Below are 15,843 nucleotides of genomic sequence, written 5' to 3' on the forward strand. Positions count from 1 at the left end.
CGAATAACTAGCGATTATAAGGCCATTTGTCAGCACTTGCTGACAGACCAAAGTGGGTAGCTAGCTATTTTTCTCTCAGCCAGGAAAGAAACTGACGGACTCTTCGGCGCCCCAAAGCACCGGCAGTACGCGTTCAAGTCCTTCGACTGCACCGCTGGTCCATAGCTCAGTTTTTTTCGCCTCCCCCAGCGCCAGCATCCCCCGTACCTGCAACAGACGTTCGAGCTGCCGGGCCACAGCGGCCCCGGTGTCGATCAGCGAAACGTCCGCCGGCACCAGCTCACGCAACAGCGGACGCAGGAAAGGGTAATGCGTGCAGCCGAGGATCAGCGTGTCGCAGCCCTCGGCCATCAATGGCGAGACGTAACCTTGCAGCAGTTCGCGGGTTTGCGGGCCGCTGAGGTCGCCCAGTTCGATGCGTTCCACCAGCCCCGGGCAGGGCTGGGTGATGACCCGCACGTCGCTGGCGAAACGATCCAGCAGTGCGGCGAAGCGTGCGCTCTTCAGCGTGCCGGTTGTGGCGAGCACGCCGACCACGCCACTGCGGGTCGCTTCGGCCGCTGGCTTCACGGCCGGCTCCATGGCGACGATGGGCAGTTGCGGGTACAGCTCGCGCAGGTCCGCAGCGGCAGCGGCCGTGGCGGTATTGCAGGCCAGCACCAGTGCCTTGGCGCCACGGGACAGGAGGAATTCGGCGATGGCACGGCAGCGCGCGCGAATGTACTCGGGGGTCTTTTCGCCGTAGGGCACGTGGCCGCAGTCGGCGAGGTAGATCAGGGATTCGTGGGGAAGCCGCGCCCGGATTTCGTGGAGGACGCTGAGGCCGCCCACACCGGAATCGAACACGCCGATCGGCGCGGCATCAGCCATGCGCGGCTCCGCACACGGCGCATTGCGGATCGCGCTTGACCCGCAGCTCGCGGAAGCGCGTGCCGAGGGCATCGATCAGCAGCAGGCGGCCCACCAGCGGCTCGCCGAAGCCGGCCAGCAGCTTCAATGCTTCAAGCGCCTGCAGGCTGCCCACCAGGCCCACCAGCGGGCCGACCACGCCGGCCTCGCTGCAGGTCAGTTCGGCTTCGCTGCCATGGCCGTAGAGGCAGTGGTAGCACGGGCTTTCCTCGCGGCGCGGGTCGAACACCGAGAGCTGCCCTTCCAGGCGAATGGCCGCGCCACTCACCAGCGGTTTCTGCGCGGCGACGCAGGCGGCGTTCACCGCTTCGCGGGTGCCGAAGTTGTCGCAGCAATCCAGAACCAGATCGACGCCCGCCACGGCGGCGTCGAGGGAGTCAACGTCCAGCGCCTGGCGATGGGCGACCAGCTTCACGTCCGGGTTCAGCGCGGTCAGGCGGGCGATGGCGGAGTCCACCTTGCCCACGCCGACGCTGTCGGTACCGTGGATGATCTGCCGCTGCAGGTTGGTCAGGTCGACCGTGTCGAAGTCCGCCAGGTGCAGCTCGCCGACGCCGGCCGCAGCCAGGTACAGCGCCACCGGGGCGCCGAGGCCGCCGAGGCCGACGATCAGCACGCGGCTGTCCTTCAGGCGCAGCTGGCCGTCCACGTCAATCTGCGGCAGGAGGATCTGCCGGCTGTAACGCAGCAGTTCGTTGTCGGTCAGCATGTCCAGCGCCCCAGGCTGATGCGCTCGTGACCGCCGAGGTCGCGACGGCTTTCCACCGCGCTGAAGCCACGGCTGAGCAGCAGGTCGCGCACGGCATCAGGCTGGTCGAAGCCATGTTCGAGCATCAGCCAGCCGCCGTTTTCCAGGTGGTTCGGCGCCTGGTCGATGATCAGGCGGATATCGTCCAGCCCGTCCTGCCCGGAGACCAGCGCACTCGAGGGCTCGAAGCGCACATCGCCCTGCTTGAGGTGCGGGTCGGTGCTGGGAATGTAGGGCGGGTTGCTGACGATCAGCGCGAAGCGTTCGCCCTCTACCGTGGAGAACCAGTGGCTGGCGCGGAAGGCGACGTTGGCCAGGCGCAGGCGCTCGCGGTTGCGCTCGGCCAGGGCCACGGCCTCGGGAATGCGGTCGACACCCAGTACCTGCCAGCTCAGGCGTTCGCACGCCAGGGCCAGGGCGATGGCGCCGGTGCCGGTGCCCAGGTCGAGCACCCGCGATGGCGAGGCCGGCAGCAGCGCCAGCGCGGTCTCCACCAGCAGCTCGGTGTCCGGGCGCGGAATCAGGGTGTGCGGCGCGACTTCCAGGTCCAGGCTCCAGAAGCCCTGGCGACCGAGGATGTAGGCCACCGGCTCGCCGGCCACGCGGCGGGCCAGGTAGCGGTCATAGAGATCGTGGGCCTCGCGGCTGACCACGCGCTCGGGCCAGGTCCGCAGGAAGCTGCGCGGTTTGCCCAACGCGGCGGCGAGCAGCAGCTCGGCATCCAGGCGCGCGCTGGGCGAGTCCGGCAGTTGCGCCTCGTTGAGCAGGGTCATGATGGTTGCCATGGTCTGTCGCTCTCTCAGTCGCCCGCTATCTCAATCGCCGAGCGCGGCCAACTGGTCGGCCTGGAACTCTTGCAGCAGCGGCTCGATGACCTGCTCCACTGCGCCTTCCATGACTTCACCCAGGGAATACAGGGTGAGGTTGATGCGGTGGTCGGTCACCCGGCCCTGGGGGAAATTGTAGGTGCGGATGCGTTCGGAGCGGTCCCCCGAACCGACCAGTAGCTTGCGCGTGCTGGCGATCGCCTGCTGAGCCGCGGACTGCTGCTGGTCGTTGAGCTTGGCCGCGAGCCAGGCCATGGCCTTGGCGCGATTCTTGTGTTGCGAGCGCTCTTCCTGGCACTCGACCACGATGCCCGACGGGATGTGCGTGATGCGCACCGCCGAGTCGGTCTTGTTCACGTGCTGGCCGCCAGCGCCGGAGGAACGGTAGGTGTCCACGCGCAGGTCGGCCGGGTTGATCTCGATGGCCGCCTGTTCGTCCGGCTCGGGCAGCACCGCCACGGTGCACGCCGAGGTGTGGATGCGGCCCTGGGATTCGGTGGCCGGCACGCGCTGCACGCGGTGGGCGCCGGATTCGAACTTGAGCTTGGCGTAGACGCTCTCGCCTTCCACGCGGGCGATGACTTCCTTATAGCCGCCGTGCTCGCCCTCGTTCTCGGACATGATCTCCACGCGCCAGCCCTGCTTCTCGGCGTAGCGCGAGTACATGCGGAACAGGTCGCCGGAGAAGATCGCGGCTTCGTCGCCACCGGTGCCGGCGCGGATCTCCAGGAAGACGTTGCGGCCGTCGTTGGGGTCCTTGGGCAGCAGCATGCGCTGCAGGCGATCCTCCAGGCCGACCAGCGCGGTCTTCGCCTCGGCGACTTCCTCCTCGGCCATCTCGCGCAGGTCCGGGTCGCTGTCCTTGAGCAGCGCCTGGGCGCCTTCGAGGTCGGACTGCACCTTGCGGAACTCGCGGAAAGCAAGGATGACCGGCTCCACTTCCGCGTATTCACGGGAGTAGGCGCGGAACTTGGTCTGGTCGCTGATCACCTCGGCGTCGCCCAGCAGAGCGGTCAGCTCTTCATAGCGGTCGCTGAGGATATCCAGCTTTTTCAGGAGGGAAGCTTTCATCGCTTGTCAGTGCCCTCCTCGAGGGCGAACAGTTCCTGCGCGACGGCCAGCGCATCGATGCGGCCTTCGGCGGAGAGTTTCTTCATCTGCACGCTGGGGGCGTGCAGCAATTTGTTGGTCAGGCCACGGCTGAGCTGGGCGATGACTTCCATCGGGTCGGCGCCGTTGGCCAGCAGGCGCTGGGCCTTCTGGGTTTCCTCGTCGCGCAGGCGCTCGGCCTGCTGGCGGTAGGCGCGCAGCACATCGACTGCAGCCAGCTCGCGCAGACGCAGCATGAATTCGTGCACGCCATCTCCCACCAGCTCCTCGGCGGCCTGGGCGGCGCCCTGGCGGCTCTTGAGGTTTTCGGCCACCACTTCATGGAGGTCGTCGACGCTATAGAGGTAGACGTCTTCCAGCTCGCCGACTTCCGGCTCGATGTCGCGCGGCACGGCGATATCGACCATGAACATCGGCTTGTGGCGGCGCTGTTTGAGCGCGCGCTCCACCGCGCCCTTGCCCAGGATCGGCAACTGGCTGGCAGTGGAACTGATGACGATGTCACTGTTGACCAGCTCGTCCGGCATGTCCGCCAGCAGGATGGCGCGGGCGCCGAACTGCTCGGCCAGCAGGCTGGCGCGCTCCAGGGTGCGGTTGGCGACCACGATGCGCTTCACGCCCTGCTCGTGCAGGTGGCGGGCGACCAGGGTGATGGTCTCGCCGGCGCCGATCAGCAGAGCCTGGCTGCGGCTCAGGTCGCTGAATATCTGCCGGGCCAGGCTGACCGCGGCGAAAGCCACGGACACCGGGTTCTCGCCGATGGCGGTATCGGTACGCACGGTCTTCGCGGTGCTGAAGGTGGCCTGGAACAGGCGACCGAGCATTGGGCCGACTGTGCCCGCCTCGCGGGCGACGGCGTAGGCAGACTTCATCTGCCCGAGGATCTGCGGCTCGCCCAGCACCATGGAATCCAGGCCTGCGGCGACACGCATCATATGGCGCACGGCTTCCTCGTCCTGGTGGACGTAGGCGCAGGCGCGCAGGTCGTCGATCCCCAGGTTGTGGTAATCGGCCAGCCAGGCCAGCACGTCGCCGGCGTCCGGATGCTCGATCTCCAGGTAGAGTTCGCTGCGGTTGCAGGTGGAGAGGATCGCGGCTTCGCGGCTGGAAGTCAGCCTGCACAGCAGCTGCAGAGCCTCGACCATCTGCTCGGGAGTAAAAGCCACGCGCTCGCGGACGGCCACGGACGCGGTCTTGTGGTTGATGCCGAGGGCAATGAAGGCCATGCAGAGTCGCTGAGCTGATCGGAAAGCCCGCAATTGTCCTACTTAGCCTTGTGAAGGACAACCACCCGCGACGTATCGCACACTGCAAATCGTATACAGGCCCGTCAGCGGCGCTTGCCCATGGGATTGGCACTTTCCTTATGTCATGATGGTCCCATTTCGCAGGTCAGGCCCTCGTCCTTCCTCTATGAACAAGTCTCTTGCGCTGCTGACTGCTCTGCTGCTGCTCGGCGGCTGCCAGTCTCTTACACAGAAAAATTCCGACAGTGCTTCCGTGGAGAAGGACAAGGCCGCGGCTGCTCAGAAGAATCAGAAGTACGGCTCCTTCAGCGAAGACACGATGTTCTCGCTGCTCACCGCCGAGCTCGCCGGCCAGCGCAACCGCTTCGACATCGCCCTCGCCAACTACGTCGAGCAGGCCAGGGAAACCCGTGATCCGGGTGTCGCCGAACGCGCCTTCCGCATCGCCGAGTACCTGGGCGCAGACCAGGAAGCCCTGGACACCTCGCTGATCTGGGCCAAAGCCGCACCGGACAACCTCGATGCCCAGCGCGCCGCTGCCATCCAGCTGGCACGCACCGGCCAGTACGACGAATCCATGATCTACATGGAAAAAGTCCTCAACGGCCAGGGCGACACCCACTTCGACTTCCTAGCGCTGTCCGCCGCCGAGACCGACCCGGATACCCGCGCCGGCCTGCTGCAGAGCTTCGACCGCCTGCTGAAGAAGTACCCCGACAACGGCCAGCTGCTGTTCGGCAAGGCCCTGCTGCTGCAGCAGGACGGCCGCCCGCAGGAAGCCCTGCACCTGCTCGAAGACAACTCCGCCAGCAAGCACGACGTCGCCCCGCTGCTGCTGCGCGCCCGCCTGCTGCAGAGCATGAAGCGCAGCGACGAAGCACTGCCGCTGCTCAAGGCCGGCATCAAGGAACACCCGGACGACAAGCGCGTCCACCTCGCCTACGCCCGCCTGCTGGTGGAGCAGAACCGCCTGGAAGACGCCAAGGCCGAGTTCTCCGCACTGGTCGAGCAATTCCCCGACGACGACGACCTGCGCTTCTCCCTCGCGCTGGTCTGCCTCGAAGCCCAGGCCTGGGACGAGGCCAAGGTCTACCTGCAGGAACTGGTCGAGCGCGACAGCCACGTCGACTCCGCCCACTTCAACCTGGGCCGCCTGGCCGAGGAGCAGAAGGACCCGGAAACCGCGCTCAAGGAATACGCCCTCGTCGGCCCGGGCAACGACTTCCTCCCGGCCCAGCTGCGTTCCACCGAGATCCTGCTGGACCAGAAGCGCTACGACGACGCCTCGCGCCGTCTCGCCGAAACCCGCGACCGCCAGCCGGACTACGCCATCCAGCTGTACCTGATCGAAGCCGAAGGCCTGTCCAACCGCGACCAGGTGGACCGCGCCTGGAACATCATCCAGCAAGGCCTCAAGCAGTTCCCGGACGACCTCAACCTGCTCTACACCCGCTCCATGCTCGCCGAGAAACGCAACGACCTGGCGCAGATGGAGCAGGACCTGCGGCTGATCATCCAGCGCGAGCCGGACAACGCCATGGCGCTCAACGCGCTGGGCTACACCCTGGCCGACCGCACCACCCGCTACAGCGAAGCCCGCGACCTGATCCAGAAGGCCCACTCGCTGAACCCGGACGACCCCGCGATCCTCGACAGCCTGGGCTGGGTGAATTACCGCCTGGGCAACCTCAGCGAAGCGGAAACCTACCTGCGCAAGGCGCTGGAACGCTTCCCCGACCACGAAGTGGCCGCGCACCTGGGCGAAGTGCTCTGGGCCCAGGGCAAGCAGAGCGAAGCCCGCAAGGTCTGGGCCGCCGCCCTGCAAAGCCAGCCTGACAGCGCCGTCCTGCGCGACACCATGCTGCGCCTGACCGGCTCCGGAACCCTCTGATTTATGCGTTTACGTCACCTGATCGGCGCAGCCGCGCTTGCCTTGCTCGCCGGCTGCTCCAGCTTCGGCACCCACGAAGCCCTGGAAGGCCAGGGCAACGCCACCGCCTGGAACGCCCACAAGGCGCGCATCGCCACCCTCGACGGCTGGCAGATCGACGGCAAGGTCGGCATCCGCGCACCCAAGGACTCCGGCAGCGGCACCCTGTTCTGGCTGCAACGCCAGGACTACTACGACATCCGCCTGTCCGGCCCACTCGGCCGGGGCGCCGCGCGCCTGACCGGGCGTGAAGGTGCCGTAACCCTCGAAGTCGCCGGCCAGGGCCGCTTTGAGGCTGCCTCCCCCGAAGAACTGCTGGAACAGCAGATGGGCTGGCGCCTGCCGGTTTCCCACCTGCTCTGGTGGATTCGTGGCCTGCCCGCGCCGGACAGCAAGAGCCGCCTGACCCTGGACAGCGACAGCCGCCTGGCCAAATTGCAGCAGGACGGTTGGGACGTGGAATACACCCGCTACAGCGAGCAGAACGGCTATTGGCTGCCTGAGCGCCTGAAGCTGCACGGCCAGGATCTGGACGTCACCCTGGTGGTGAAGACCTGGCAACCGCGTCAATTGGGCGCAGGCCAGTCGAACAAAGCGGACCCGCAGTGACATGCAGGACCGCCTGACCCTGCCGGCACCGGCCAAGCTCAACCTGTTCCTGCACATCACCGGCCGTCGAGCCGACGGCTACCACGAGCTGCAGACCCTCTTCCAGTTCCTCGACCACGGCGACGAACTGCAATTCGCTGCTCGCGAAGATGGCGAAATCCGCCTGAATACCGAGATCGACGGCGTTCCCCACGACAGCAACCTGATCGTCAAGGCCGCCCGCCGGCTGCAGGAACAATCGAGCTGCCAGCTGGGCGCCGACATCTGGCTGGACAAGCGCCTGCCCATGGGCGGCGGCATCGGCGGCGGCAGTTCCGACGCAGCCACCACCCTGCTCGCGCTGAATCACCTGTGGCAGCTGAACTGGAGCGAAGACCGACTCGCCGCACTGGGCCTGAGCCTGGGCGCAGACGTCCCGGTATTCGTGCGCGGCCGCGCGGCGTTTGCCGAAGGCGTCGGCGAGCAACTCACGCCGGTGGAACTCGACGAACCCTGGTTCCTCGTCATCGTGCCGCAAGTCTTTGTCTCCACAGCAGAAGTTTTCTCCGATCCCGAGTTGACACGGGATACTCCGCCCATTAAAGTTCGCAGCCTTCTCGGGGTGGACGGTCATAACGACTGCCAGCCGGTCGTCGAGAAGCGTTACCCGGATGTACGTAACGCACTGATCCAGCTAGGTAAATTTACCCAAGCGAGATTGACCGGCACCGGAGCTTGTGTGTTTGGGAGCTTCCCAAACAAGGGCGATGCTGATAAAGTTCGCCGCCAACTTCCGGCCACTCTGCCGAGTTTTGTTGCCCAGGGCCGTAACATCTCGATGTTGCACCGCAAGCTGCAAAACCTGGACTGAGAAGAAAGCAATGTAATCGGTTGTACGATACAGGGGCGTCGCCAAGCGGTAAGGCAGCAGGTTTTGATCCTGCCATGCGTTGGTTCGAATCCAGCCGCCCCTGCCATTAACCCACAGGGTTCAACGTACAGCGTCAACGAACACATTGCTCCGCAAGTTGTAAGCTACAGGGGCGTCGCCAAGCGGTAAGGCAGCAGGTTTTGATCCTGCCATGCGTTGGTTCGAATCCAGCCGCCCCTGCCATTTTCTTCTGGCTCAACCGGGCCTACCCTCAAGCCGACACAGGTACCGCAGCGTGTCCAAAATGATGGTTTTCACGGGGAACGCCAACCCCGATCTGGCACGCCGTGTCGTACGGCAGCTGCACATCCCCCTCGGTGACGTTTCTGTCGGTAAATTCTCCGACGGCGAGATCAGCGTTGAGATCAACGAAAACGTTCGTGGTAAGGACGTCTTCCTGATTCAACCGACCTGCGCACCGACCAACGACAACCTGATGGAACTGGTAGTGATGGCCGATGCCTTCCGCCGCTCCTCGGCGACTCGTATCACGGCAGTCATCCCCTACTTCGGTTACGCCCGCCAGGATCGCCGTCCGCGTTCCGCTCGCGTGGCCATCAGCGCCAAAGTCGTTGCCGACATGCTGACCGTCGTAGGCGTCAACCGCGTTCTCACCGTTGACCTGCACGCCGACCAGATTCAGGGCTTCTTCGATATCCCCGTCGACAACATCTACGGCTCGCCCGTACTGGTCGACGACATCGAAGACCAGCGCTTCGAGAACCTGATGATCGTCTCCCCGGACATCGGTGGTGTGGTGCGTGCTCGCGCCGTCGCCAAGTCCCTGGGCGTCGACCTGGCCATCATCGACAAGCGTCGTCCGAAGGCCAACCAGTCCGAAGTCATGCACATCATCGGTGATGTCGAAGGCCGTACCTGCGTACTGGTCGACGACATGGTCGATACCGCTGGCACCCTCGGCCACGCCGCCAAGGCTCTGAAAGAGCACGGCGCCGCCAAGGTCATCGCCTACTGCACCCACCCGGTGCTGTCCGGCCGTGCGATCGAGAACATCGAGAATTCCGTACTGGACGAGCTGGTGGTGACCAACACCATCCCGCTGTCCGCTGCTGCGCAAGCCTGTGGCCGCATCCGCCAACTGGACATCGCTCCGGTTGTCGCTGAAGCCATGCGCCGCATCAGCAACGAAGAATCGATCAGCGCCATGTTCCGCTAAGGCGGGACAGAGCTGACGTAAAGCGCCCCGTCGCGTCGATGGGGCATTAGCAAAATCGCCCGAACGCTGGTCGCAAGCGTCCGGGCGATCTTGTCATTTTGGAGATAGTGAAATGGTTGATTTTGTACTCAATGCTCAAGAGCGTTCCGACCTGGGGAAAGGTGCGAGCCGCCGCCTGCGTCGTAACGAAGGCCTGATCCCGGCTGTGGTTTACGGTGGCGAGAAAGCCCCGCAATCCCTGACCCTGGAGCTGCGTGAAGTATCCAAGCTGCTGGAAAACGAGGCTGCCTTCAGCCACGTGATCACCCTGAACGTCGGTTCCGCCAAGGAAACCGTACTGATCAAGGCCCTGCAGCGTCACCCGTCCAAGGGTTTCGTCATGCACGCTGACTTCCAGCGCGTCGTTGCCGACCAGAAGCTGTCCGCTCACGTTCCCCTGCACTTCCTGAACGAAGCTACCGCTGTTGGCGTCAAGACCGGTGGCGGCGAGATCTCCCACGTGATCTCCGAAGTCGAAGTTTCCTGCCTGCCGAAAGACCTGCCGGAATTCATCGAAGTCGACCTCGCTCAGGTAGCCCTGGGCCAGATCGTTCACCTGTCCGACCTGAAACTGCCGAAAGGCGTAGAGCTGGTGCAACTGGCCCACGGTAACGACCTGGCCGTCGCCAACATCCACGCTTCCCGCGTAGTGAAAGAAGAAGGTGAAGGCGAAGCTGCTGCCGAGTAATCGCGCGCACCATTGCCTTTAAGGAAGGGGCCCCCGTCGTGACTGCCGTACAACTGATCGTTGGCCTGGGAAATCCAGGCCCGGAATACGACCAGACCCGGCATAACGCGGGGGCCCTTTTCGTTGAGCGACTGGCGGACGCGCAACGCGCGAACCTGTCTCTCGACAAGAAGTATTTCGGCCTGGTCGGCAAGTTCAGCCACAAGGGCCGCGACGTTCGTCTGCTCATCCCCACCACCTACATGAACCGCAGCGGCCAGGCCGTGGCGGCGCTCGCCGGATTCTTCCGCATTCCGGTCGAAGCCATCCTGGTGGCCCACGACGAACTCGACATGCCTCCCGGCGTCGCCAAGCTCAAGAAGGGCGGCGGGCACGGCGGGCACAACGGGCTGCGCGACATCATCGCCCAACTCGGCAACCAGAACGGTTTCCATCGCCTGCGGCTTGGCATCGGCCATCCGGGGCACAGCAGCCTGGTCTCCGGCTTCGTCCTCGGCCGCGCCCCGCGCTCCGAGCAGGAACTGCTCGACACCAGCATCGACTCCGCCCTCGGCGTGCTGCCGGAAATGCTCGACGGGGACTGGACCCGCGCGATGCAGAAGCTGCACAGCCAGAAGGCCTGATCACACCTCTATTTCCGCCACGTGGCGCGAGGAACCTAGCATGGGATTCAACTGCGGCATCGTCGGCCTGCCCAACGTCGGCAAGTCCACCCTGTTCAACGCCCTGACCAAATCCGGCATTGCGGCGGAAAACTTCCCCTTCTGCACCATCGAGCCGAACAGCGGCATCGTACCGATGCCCGACGCCCGCCTCGATGCGCTGGCCGAGATCGTCAAGCCCGAGCGCGTGATCCCGACCACCATGGAATTCGTCGACATCGCCGGCCTGGTAGCGGGCGCCTCCAAGGGTGAAGGCCTGGGCAACAAGTTCCTCGCCAACATCCGCGAGACCGACGCCATCGCCCACGTCGTGCGCTGCTTCGAAGACGAGAACGTCATCCACGTCTCCAACAGTGTCGACCCCAAGCGCGACATCGAGATCATCGACCTCGAACTGATCTTCGCCGACCTCGACAGCTGCGAGAAGCAACTGCAGAAGGTCGCGCGCAACGCCAAGGGCGGCGACAAGGACGCCCTGGTACAGAAAGCCCTGCTGGAAAAACTCATCCCCCACTTCAGCGAAGGCAAACCCGCCCGCTCGCTGATGAAGAACATGGGCGATGACGAGAAGCGCCTCGTCCGCAGCTTCCACCTGCTGACCAGCAAGCCGGTCATGTACATCGCCAACGTTGCCGAAGACGGCTTCGAGAACAACCCGCACCTGGACGTCGTCCGCGCCATCGCCGAAGAAGAAGGCGCCATGGTCGTACCGGTGTGCAACAAGATCGAAGCCGAGATCGCCGAGCTCGACGATGGCGAAGAGAAGGACATGTTCCTCGAATCCCTCGGCCTCGAAGAGCCCGGCCTGAACCGCGTGATCCGCGCCGGCTACGAACTGCTGCACCTGCAGACCTACTTCACCGCCGGTGTGAAGGAAGTCCGCGCCTGGACCGTCCGCGTCGGCGCCACCGCCCCGCAAGCCGCCGCCGTGATCCATACCGACTTCGAAAAAGGCTTCATCCGCGCCGAAGTCGTCGCCTACGACGACTTCATCCAGTTCAAGGGCGAACAGGGCGCGAAAGAAGCCGGCAAATGGCGCCTGGAAGGCAAGGAATACATCGTCAAGGACGGCGACGTGATGCACTTCCGCTTCAACGTCTAAGCCCGCCCCAGACCTGAAAAAGCCCCGGCCACCTGCCGGGGCTTTTTCATTTGGGCGCCCTGCCACGCCGCTCATCGTGAAAATCCGGCGCCACCGGCTAAATGATTGATAGATCAGAACAATATTCAAGAAAAGGGGTTGACACCCCCCCTCGATCTGCGGAAAATGCGCGCCACTCGGCTACATAGCTCAGTCGGTTAGAGCGCAGCATTCATAATGCTGATGTCCCAGGTTCAAGTCCCGGTGTAGCCACCATACAAAACAAAGGGTTAGCGAAAGCTAGCCCTTTGTGCTTTCTGGGGTAGTGACTACGAAGTGACTACACCCTGTCTACCGCCTCTTCTCTTCAAATCGGCCAGCGGTTTCTCCAGGCGATAAAGCTGGCACACACCTCTTCAATCTTGCCCAATTCCTCTTCAAGCTCACGAAGGCTGTATCGAACCTCCCCGTCTACCGGTGCGTTCGCACGGTAGGATGCGACGCTCGCAATCTGCTGAGCGTGTGCGAGTATTCCCCATCGACCGTGAATAAAACGGTTCCGCAAGAGGCGCACCGCATCCATCTGCAGCTTCCAATCTGCAAACTCGGAAAGGCATGACGGATCCAGCCCCACGCGAGACGAAATCAGGTTTTGAACCCCTTCAATCCGAGCCCCGAGCGCCTGCTTGAACAGGCGGTCAACTTGGGCTTCATTCTCGGGCGTAACCAGCAGCTCCAAAAGAAGCGCCAAGTTCAGCTCCAAGCGTGAAAACGCGAGGACTACCCTGCCGATTATCATCGCCGCAGCCCCCTCAAACATCTCCGTGCTCGGGGGTAGATCCATCCCGCCGGCAGATACGAATCGAGCGTGGATCTGGCTACCTAAGCCGCCCTGCTTCGCCTTCCGAGAGCCCTGCCCTGAAGTTTTGCTGCCTTCGTCTGACATAACGATCCCGGTAGTTCAACGCCTTCAGTAGTGGTAACGGCACGAAAGGATCTCCAACGACTCCCCAGCCTGTCGATACACCAAGCGGTTGGTGTCATCGATCCGCCTGGACCACCACCCCGACAGGTTCTCTTTCAGGGGCTCAGGCTTGCCAATACCTTCGAACGGGCTTCGGCAGCAATCCTTGATCAGCAGGTTGATCCGCTTCAGCGTCTTCTTGTCCTGCCCCTGCCAATACTCATAGTCGGCCCATGCATCCAGGGACCAAACCAGACGGCTTGTCATCAGCGAGTGACCTTGTCCGGTTTTGCAGCGGCCTTTGCTTTCTTCGGCGCAGGCTTGGCAGGGATCGGGGCAGGAGACCGGCTCACCGGCTTCCGGCGCGACTGATCATCATCCTCTAACAATTCCCTTACGACCGTTTTCCCGGATTCCATTTGAGCCAGGGCCCGCGCTAAGTGAGCGGCGTTTGCGGGGGATTTCAGCAGGTGAACGGTTTCCATCAGGCTGTTGAAGCTGTCGAGCGAAAGCAGCACGGCATCTGGCGCATCGCGGCGAGAGATCACTGTGAAATCCGAATCATCGACGACGTCATCGATGACCTTCTTCAGGTTGTTGCGAGCATCAGAGAAGTTGACGACGCGCATGGGGCACCTCATGTGCAATTTACTGTACAAGTCTACCTATCCCTTTCCCTCCTAGCAAATCGCAGCCGATACCATTACCGCATGGTCATGCGTGATCGAGGATCTAGAGGTCATCCAACGTAATTTCCCGCGGAGGCTCATCGCTCCGTCCCCGAACGATTCTTGCTAGGACAGCATTGTCCAATGCTGCAAGCATCTGTTCATATACATGCGGCGGCACTGCATAGAATGCCGGCGCGTGACGATTAAGGATCTCGACGGGTTTACCGTGCCCAGCTAGTAGCTCTTAACTACCTGCCCACCAATTTCGGGACAGACCAATGAATCGCAATCTCCCCGATCACGCACCCTCTCCTTCCGTTTGTTGCCCCCATGTTGACCGTACATCACCTACATATTGCAGTGTTTCTACTCAATCAGATTGTTCAGTTGGGAATCAAGGGATATAAATCACTCAAGCTGAACAAAGAAACATCCAACTGCTGACTTTTTATGAATCCGGCCACGTGCTGGATTTTTTATTCCTTCTCACTCCTCAAAATTAGAACCCGCTATCTCAATGAGGCATCTTCAATGCATTTCGCCAAACATTACCTCGCCATATCCGCCGCACTAACCTTTAGTCTTGGAGCGATTCAAGCTCAATCCGCTTTTGGCGGCTCATTTTCAACAATGAGCGGAATTGCAGGCGGCGTTGTTAAAGGCGGCTTTCCCACAATGGAATCTGCGGCTGAGTGGGGGTGGAAGTACTCCCTTCTTTACCAACAGCAGGCAAGTCATGGCTGGCGGTATGGAGGCGTCGTATACAACAAAGTTGATGTCGACGGCTCTCCACCCAAAACTGGTCGTACAAATTTTTGGTGGGGTTATAAAGCCCCAAATGGAAACACCTACCACTACTACATGATTAATTGGTCTTCAACTGAACCCGTTGAAACGAAAGATATTGGAATCATATATTGCGGTGCAATTCAAAAATCTCCGAGCATTGGCAGCCATACGCAATTCTCTCGCGGCTATAGCTTCCAGGTGGAGTCCGACATCTATTCAGATAGAAACTCCCCAAAGTTCACAAGAATTTACAACAGTAGCTTTGCGGTAGCTGCAGGAGCTTTTGGAGAGAACTGGCACCATAATTTTGAGGCTCGCATTCAAAAATTCCCCATTGCGTCCGTAAGAATGGTGACAGTCAGCCGGCCTGATGGCAAAGCCAACATATACACCCAAGTTAATGGTGCATGGAGTTCGGATGCAGATGTAAAAGATATTCTCACCAGCACTTATGACTCAGCGGGAAATGAATCGGGCTGGAAATTAGTCTTGGCAGATGAATACCGCACTGACTACTTTGACGTAAATGGGAGACTGCAAAGCACTCAAGGACCAGATGGGCAAACGACTAAATTAGCCTACAACGCCAACCAGCAGATCCAAACGATCACCAGCTCCACCGGGCAAATTCTTTCTTTGAACTACGACACTAGCGGTCGTATAAAGGATATTACCGACCCATCCGGGTTGAAATATAAATATGAATATGACAACCAGGGCAGGCTAGCGAAATTCGTCCGCCCAGATGACTCAACCAAGAATTATCTATTCGAAAAAAACGCCCTTCCATTTCTAATAACCGGAATTGTAGATAGAGGATTGCGAACATTCACTGCAACCTACGACGATTTGGGGCGCGTAACCTCAAGTGAGCAAGTGAATGCAACACAGAAGATTTCAATGATCTACAACACAGATGGATCGACCACTGTCATCAATCCTTACAACAAGGAAACAACATATCGGTATCAAACAATTTTAGGCGTAAAGCGTGTTATCGCAATCGAGGGCGAAGCGTCCCCCAACTGCCCCGACAGCAATTCGACCTTTACCTACGATGCTCACGGCCTACTGAAAACTAAGACGGACGCCAAAGGCAACGTTACTACTTACGACTACAACGACCGCAGCCTGGAAATCAGCCGCACAGAAGCATCCGGCACCGCGCAGACACGCACCATCACCACCGAATGGCACCCAACACTGTTCCTGAAAACCAAGGTCACCGAACCTAACCGAATCACCACCTACCAGTACGACCCCCAGGGCCGCCAGACCGGCCAGATCGTCACCCCCCGTTAACACCAAGGAAGTCATCATTACGGTAGATCCCATGTACAGGCTGGGCACGCCCGCCCTTGCCTACGACATCGAAAAGACAGATACCTGGCCATAAACACTTATGCCCATCCACCAAAGCTTGAATTAATAGTCTTAGCCATGAGATCACTCACAGCAATAATCTACCCGGCCAGCTTTCTG

Annotated in this window: 16 protein-coding genes and 3 tRNA genes; 11 read left to right on the top strand and 8 right to left on the bottom strand. The window is 61.6% G+C overall.

What is annotated here, in order from left to right; all coding sequences use genetic code 11:
- Nucleotides 1-75: 75 nt before the first annotated feature.
- Genes murI through hemA form a run of 5 tightly spaced genes read right to left on the bottom strand, consistent with a single transcriptional unit; the run spans nt 76 to nt 4,820 of the window.
- Nucleotides 76-870 carry a glutamate racemase gene (murI, locus tag ABKS89_RS25450; protein ID WP_348587525.1) on the bottom strand — a complete coding sequence of 265 codons (795 nt, stop codon included), beginning with the start codon at nt 868-870 and terminating at the stop codon, nt 76-78.
- A complete protein-coding gene (locus tag ABKS89_RS25455; RefSeq protein ID WP_348587527.1) occupies nt 863-1,618 on the bottom strand; it encodes a molybdopterin-synthase adenylyltransferase MoeB in 756 nt (251 codons plus the stop codon). The genes murI and ABKS89_RS25455 overlap by 8 nt, the downstream gene beginning before the upstream one ends.
- Nucleotides 1,612-2,442: a peptide chain release factor N(5)-glutamine methyltransferase gene (gene prmC, locus ABKS89_RS25460; RefSeq protein WP_348587529.1), complete on the bottom strand. Its 831-nt coding sequence runs from the start codon at nt 2,440-2,442 to the stop codon at nt 1,612-1,614. Before prmC ends, ABKS89_RS25455 begins: the two co-directional genes overlap by 7 nt.
- Before the next feature lie 30 nt (nt 2,443-2,472).
- The gene (prfA, locus tag ABKS89_RS25465; RefSeq protein ID WP_138215893.1) at nt 2,473-3,555 is read right to left on the bottom strand and encodes a peptide chain release factor 1; all 1,083 of its coding nucleotides are present in this window, start codon (nt 3,553-3,555) and stop codon (nt 2,473-2,475) included.
- Nucleotides 3,552-4,820: a glutamyl-tRNA reductase gene (gene hemA / locus ABKS89_RS25470; RefSeq protein WP_045211202.1), complete on the bottom strand. Its 1,269-nt coding sequence runs from the start codon at nt 4,818-4,820 to the stop codon at nt 3,552-3,554. The genes prfA and hemA overlap by 4 nt, the downstream gene beginning before the upstream one ends.
- Before the next feature lie 145 nt (nt 4,821-4,965).
- On the opposite strand from hemA, the gene ABKS89_RS25475 reads away from it, so the two are divergent.
- The 10 genes from ABKS89_RS25475 to ABKS89_RS25520 all read left to right on the top strand — a co-directional run bounded on the left by ABKS89_RS25475 (nt 4,966) and on the right by ABKS89_RS25520 (nt 12,213).
- Nucleotides 4,966-6,732 (top strand): tetratricopeptide repeat protein, encoded by a 1,767-nt coding sequence (locus ABKS89_RS25475; RefSeq protein WP_348587530.1) that lies wholly within the window; start codon nt 4,966-4,968, stop codon nt 6,730-6,732.
- Nucleotides 6,733-6,735: 3 nt separating this feature from the next.
- Nucleotides 6,736-7,380 (top strand): lipoprotein insertase outer membrane protein LolB, encoded by a 645-nt coding sequence (gene lolB / locus ABKS89_RS25480; RefSeq protein WP_348587532.1) that lies wholly within the window; start codon nt 6,736-6,738, stop codon nt 7,378-7,380.
- A 1-nt stretch (nt 7,381) separates the two neighbouring features.
- On the top strand, nt 7,382-8,230 hold the full coding sequence (ispE, locus tag ABKS89_RS25485; RefSeq protein ID WP_348587534.1) for a 4-(cytidine 5'-diphospho)-2-C-methyl-D-erythritol kinase: 849 nt from the start codon (nt 7,382-7,384) through the stop codon (nt 8,228-8,230).
- 31 nt (nt 8,231-8,261) lie between these two features.
- Nucleotides 8,262-8,336 (top strand) — tRNA-Gln (locus ABKS89_RS25490).
- Nucleotides 8,337-8,398: 62 nt separating this feature from the next.
- Nucleotides 8,399-8,473: transfer RNA gene (locus ABKS89_RS25495), tRNA-Gln, on the top strand.
- A 52-nt stretch (nt 8,474-8,525) separates the two neighbouring features.
- A complete protein-coding gene (locus ABKS89_RS25500) occupies nt 8,526-9,467 on the top strand; it encodes a ribose-phosphate pyrophosphokinase (protein WP_015478849.1) in 942 nt (313 codons plus the stop codon).
- Nucleotides 9,468-9,579: 112 nt separating this feature from the next.
- Entirely contained in the window at nt 9,580-10,194 is a 615-nt protein-coding gene (locus tag ABKS89_RS25505) for a 50S ribosomal protein L25/general stress protein Ctc (RefSeq protein ID WP_348587536.1), read from the top strand.
- A gap of 38 nt (nt 10,195-10,232) precedes the next feature.
- Nucleotides 10,233-10,817 (top strand): aminoacyl-tRNA hydrolase, encoded by a 585-nt coding sequence (gene pth / locus ABKS89_RS25510; RefSeq protein WP_081516404.1) that lies wholly within the window; start codon nt 10,233-10,235, stop codon nt 10,815-10,817.
- A 40-nt stretch (nt 10,818-10,857) separates the two neighbouring features.
- Entirely contained in the window at nt 10,858-11,958 is a 1,101-nt protein-coding gene (gene ychF / locus ABKS89_RS25515) for a redox-regulated ATPase YchF (RefSeq protein WP_192223855.1), read from the top strand.
- A gap of 178 nt (nt 11,959-12,136) precedes the next feature.
- Nucleotides 12,137-12,213 (top strand) — tRNA-Met (locus tag ABKS89_RS25520).
- 91 nt (nt 12,214-12,304) lie between these two features.
- Here the strand turns inward: ABKS89_RS25520 and ABKS89_RS25525 are convergent.
- From ABKS89_RS25525 to ABKS89_RS25535, 3 genes are all read right to left on the bottom strand, one after another.
- Nucleotides 12,305-12,688 carry a hypothetical protein gene (locus ABKS89_RS25525; RefSeq protein ID WP_518300967.1) on the bottom strand — a complete coding sequence of 128 codons (384 nt, stop codon included), beginning with the start codon at nt 12,686-12,688 and terminating at the stop codon, nt 12,305-12,307.
- A gap of 219 nt (nt 12,689-12,907) precedes the next feature.
- Nucleotides 12,908-13,168 carry a Txe/YoeB family addiction module toxin gene (locus ABKS89_RS25530; protein WP_218435665.1) on the bottom strand — a complete coding sequence of 87 codons (261 nt, stop codon included), beginning with the start codon at nt 13,166-13,168 and terminating at the stop codon, nt 12,908-12,910.
- The gene (locus ABKS89_RS25535; protein ID WP_518300968.1) at nt 13,168-13,530 is read right to left on the bottom strand and encodes a type II toxin-antitoxin system prevent-host-death family antitoxin; all 363 of its coding nucleotides are present in this window, start codon (nt 13,528-13,530) and stop codon (nt 13,168-13,170) included. The genes ABKS89_RS25530 and ABKS89_RS25535 overlap by 1 nt, the downstream gene beginning before the upstream one ends.
- Nucleotides 13,531-14,103: 573 nt before the next feature.
- On the opposite strand from ABKS89_RS25535, the gene ABKS89_RS25540 reads away from it, so the two are divergent.
- Nucleotides 14,104-15,663, top strand: a complete 1,560-nt coding sequence (locus ABKS89_RS25540) for a DUF6531 domain-containing protein (RefSeq protein WP_348587540.1) — start codon at nt 14,104-14,106, stop codon at nt 15,661-15,663.
- Nucleotides 15,664-15,843 lie beyond the last annotated feature (180 nt).

It is taken from the genome of Pseudomonas sp. LABIM340 (assembly GCF_040017195.2).
GTDB lineage: Bacteria > Pseudomonadota > Gammaproteobacteria > Pseudomonadales > Pseudomonadaceae > Pseudomonas.

Bases quoted from the DNA above. Each gene is read 5' to 3' on its own strand.
- lolB (WP_348587532.1), top strand. From the start codon at position 6,736: ATGCGTTTACGTCACCTGATCGGCGCAGCCGCGCTTGCCTTGCTCGCC.
- murI (WP_348587525.1), bottom strand. From the start codon at position 870: ATGGCTGATGCCGCGCCGATCGGCGTGTTCGATTCCGGTGTGGGCGGC.
- prmC (WP_348587529.1), bottom strand. From the start codon at position 2,442: ATGGCAACCATCATGACCCTGCTCAACGAGGCGCAACTGCCGGACTCG.
- ABKS89_RS25505 (WP_348587536.1), top strand. From the start codon at position 9,580: ATGGTTGATTTTGTACTCAATGCTCAAGAGCGTTCCGACCTGGGGAAA.
- ABKS89_RS25530 (WP_218435665.1), bottom strand. From the start codon at position 13,168: ATGACAAGCCGTCTGGTTTGGTCCCTGGATGCATGGGCCGACTATGAG.
- ABKS89_RS25540 (WP_348587540.1), top strand. From the start codon at position 14,104: ATGCATTTCGCCAAACATTACCTCGCCATATCCGCCGCACTAACCTTT.
- ispE (WP_348587534.1), top strand. From the start codon at position 7,382: ATGCAGGACCGCCTGACCCTGCCGGCACCGGCCAAGCTCAACCTGTTC.
- prfA (WP_138215893.1), bottom strand. From the start codon at position 3,555: ATGAAAGCTTCCCTCCTGAAAAAGCTGGATATCCTCAGCGACCGCTAT.
- ABKS89_RS25475 (WP_348587530.1), top strand. From the start codon at position 4,966: ATGATGGTCCCATTTCGCAGGTCAGGCCCTCGTCCTTCCTCTATGAAC.
- ychF (WP_192223855.1), top strand. From the start codon at position 10,858: ATGGGATTCAACTGCGGCATCGTCGGCCTGCCCAACGTCGGCAAGTCC.
- hemA (WP_045211202.1), bottom strand. From the start codon at position 4,820: ATGGCCTTCATTGCCCTCGGCATCAACCACAAGACCGCGTCCGTGGCC.
- ABKS89_RS25535 (WP_518300968.1), bottom strand. From the start codon at position 13,530: ATGCGCGTCGTCAACTTCTCTGATGCTCGCAACAACCTGAAGAAGGTC.
- ABKS89_RS25455 (WP_348587527.1), bottom strand. From the start codon at position 1,618: ATGCTGACCGACAACGAACTGCTGCGTTACAGCCGGCAGATCCTCCTG.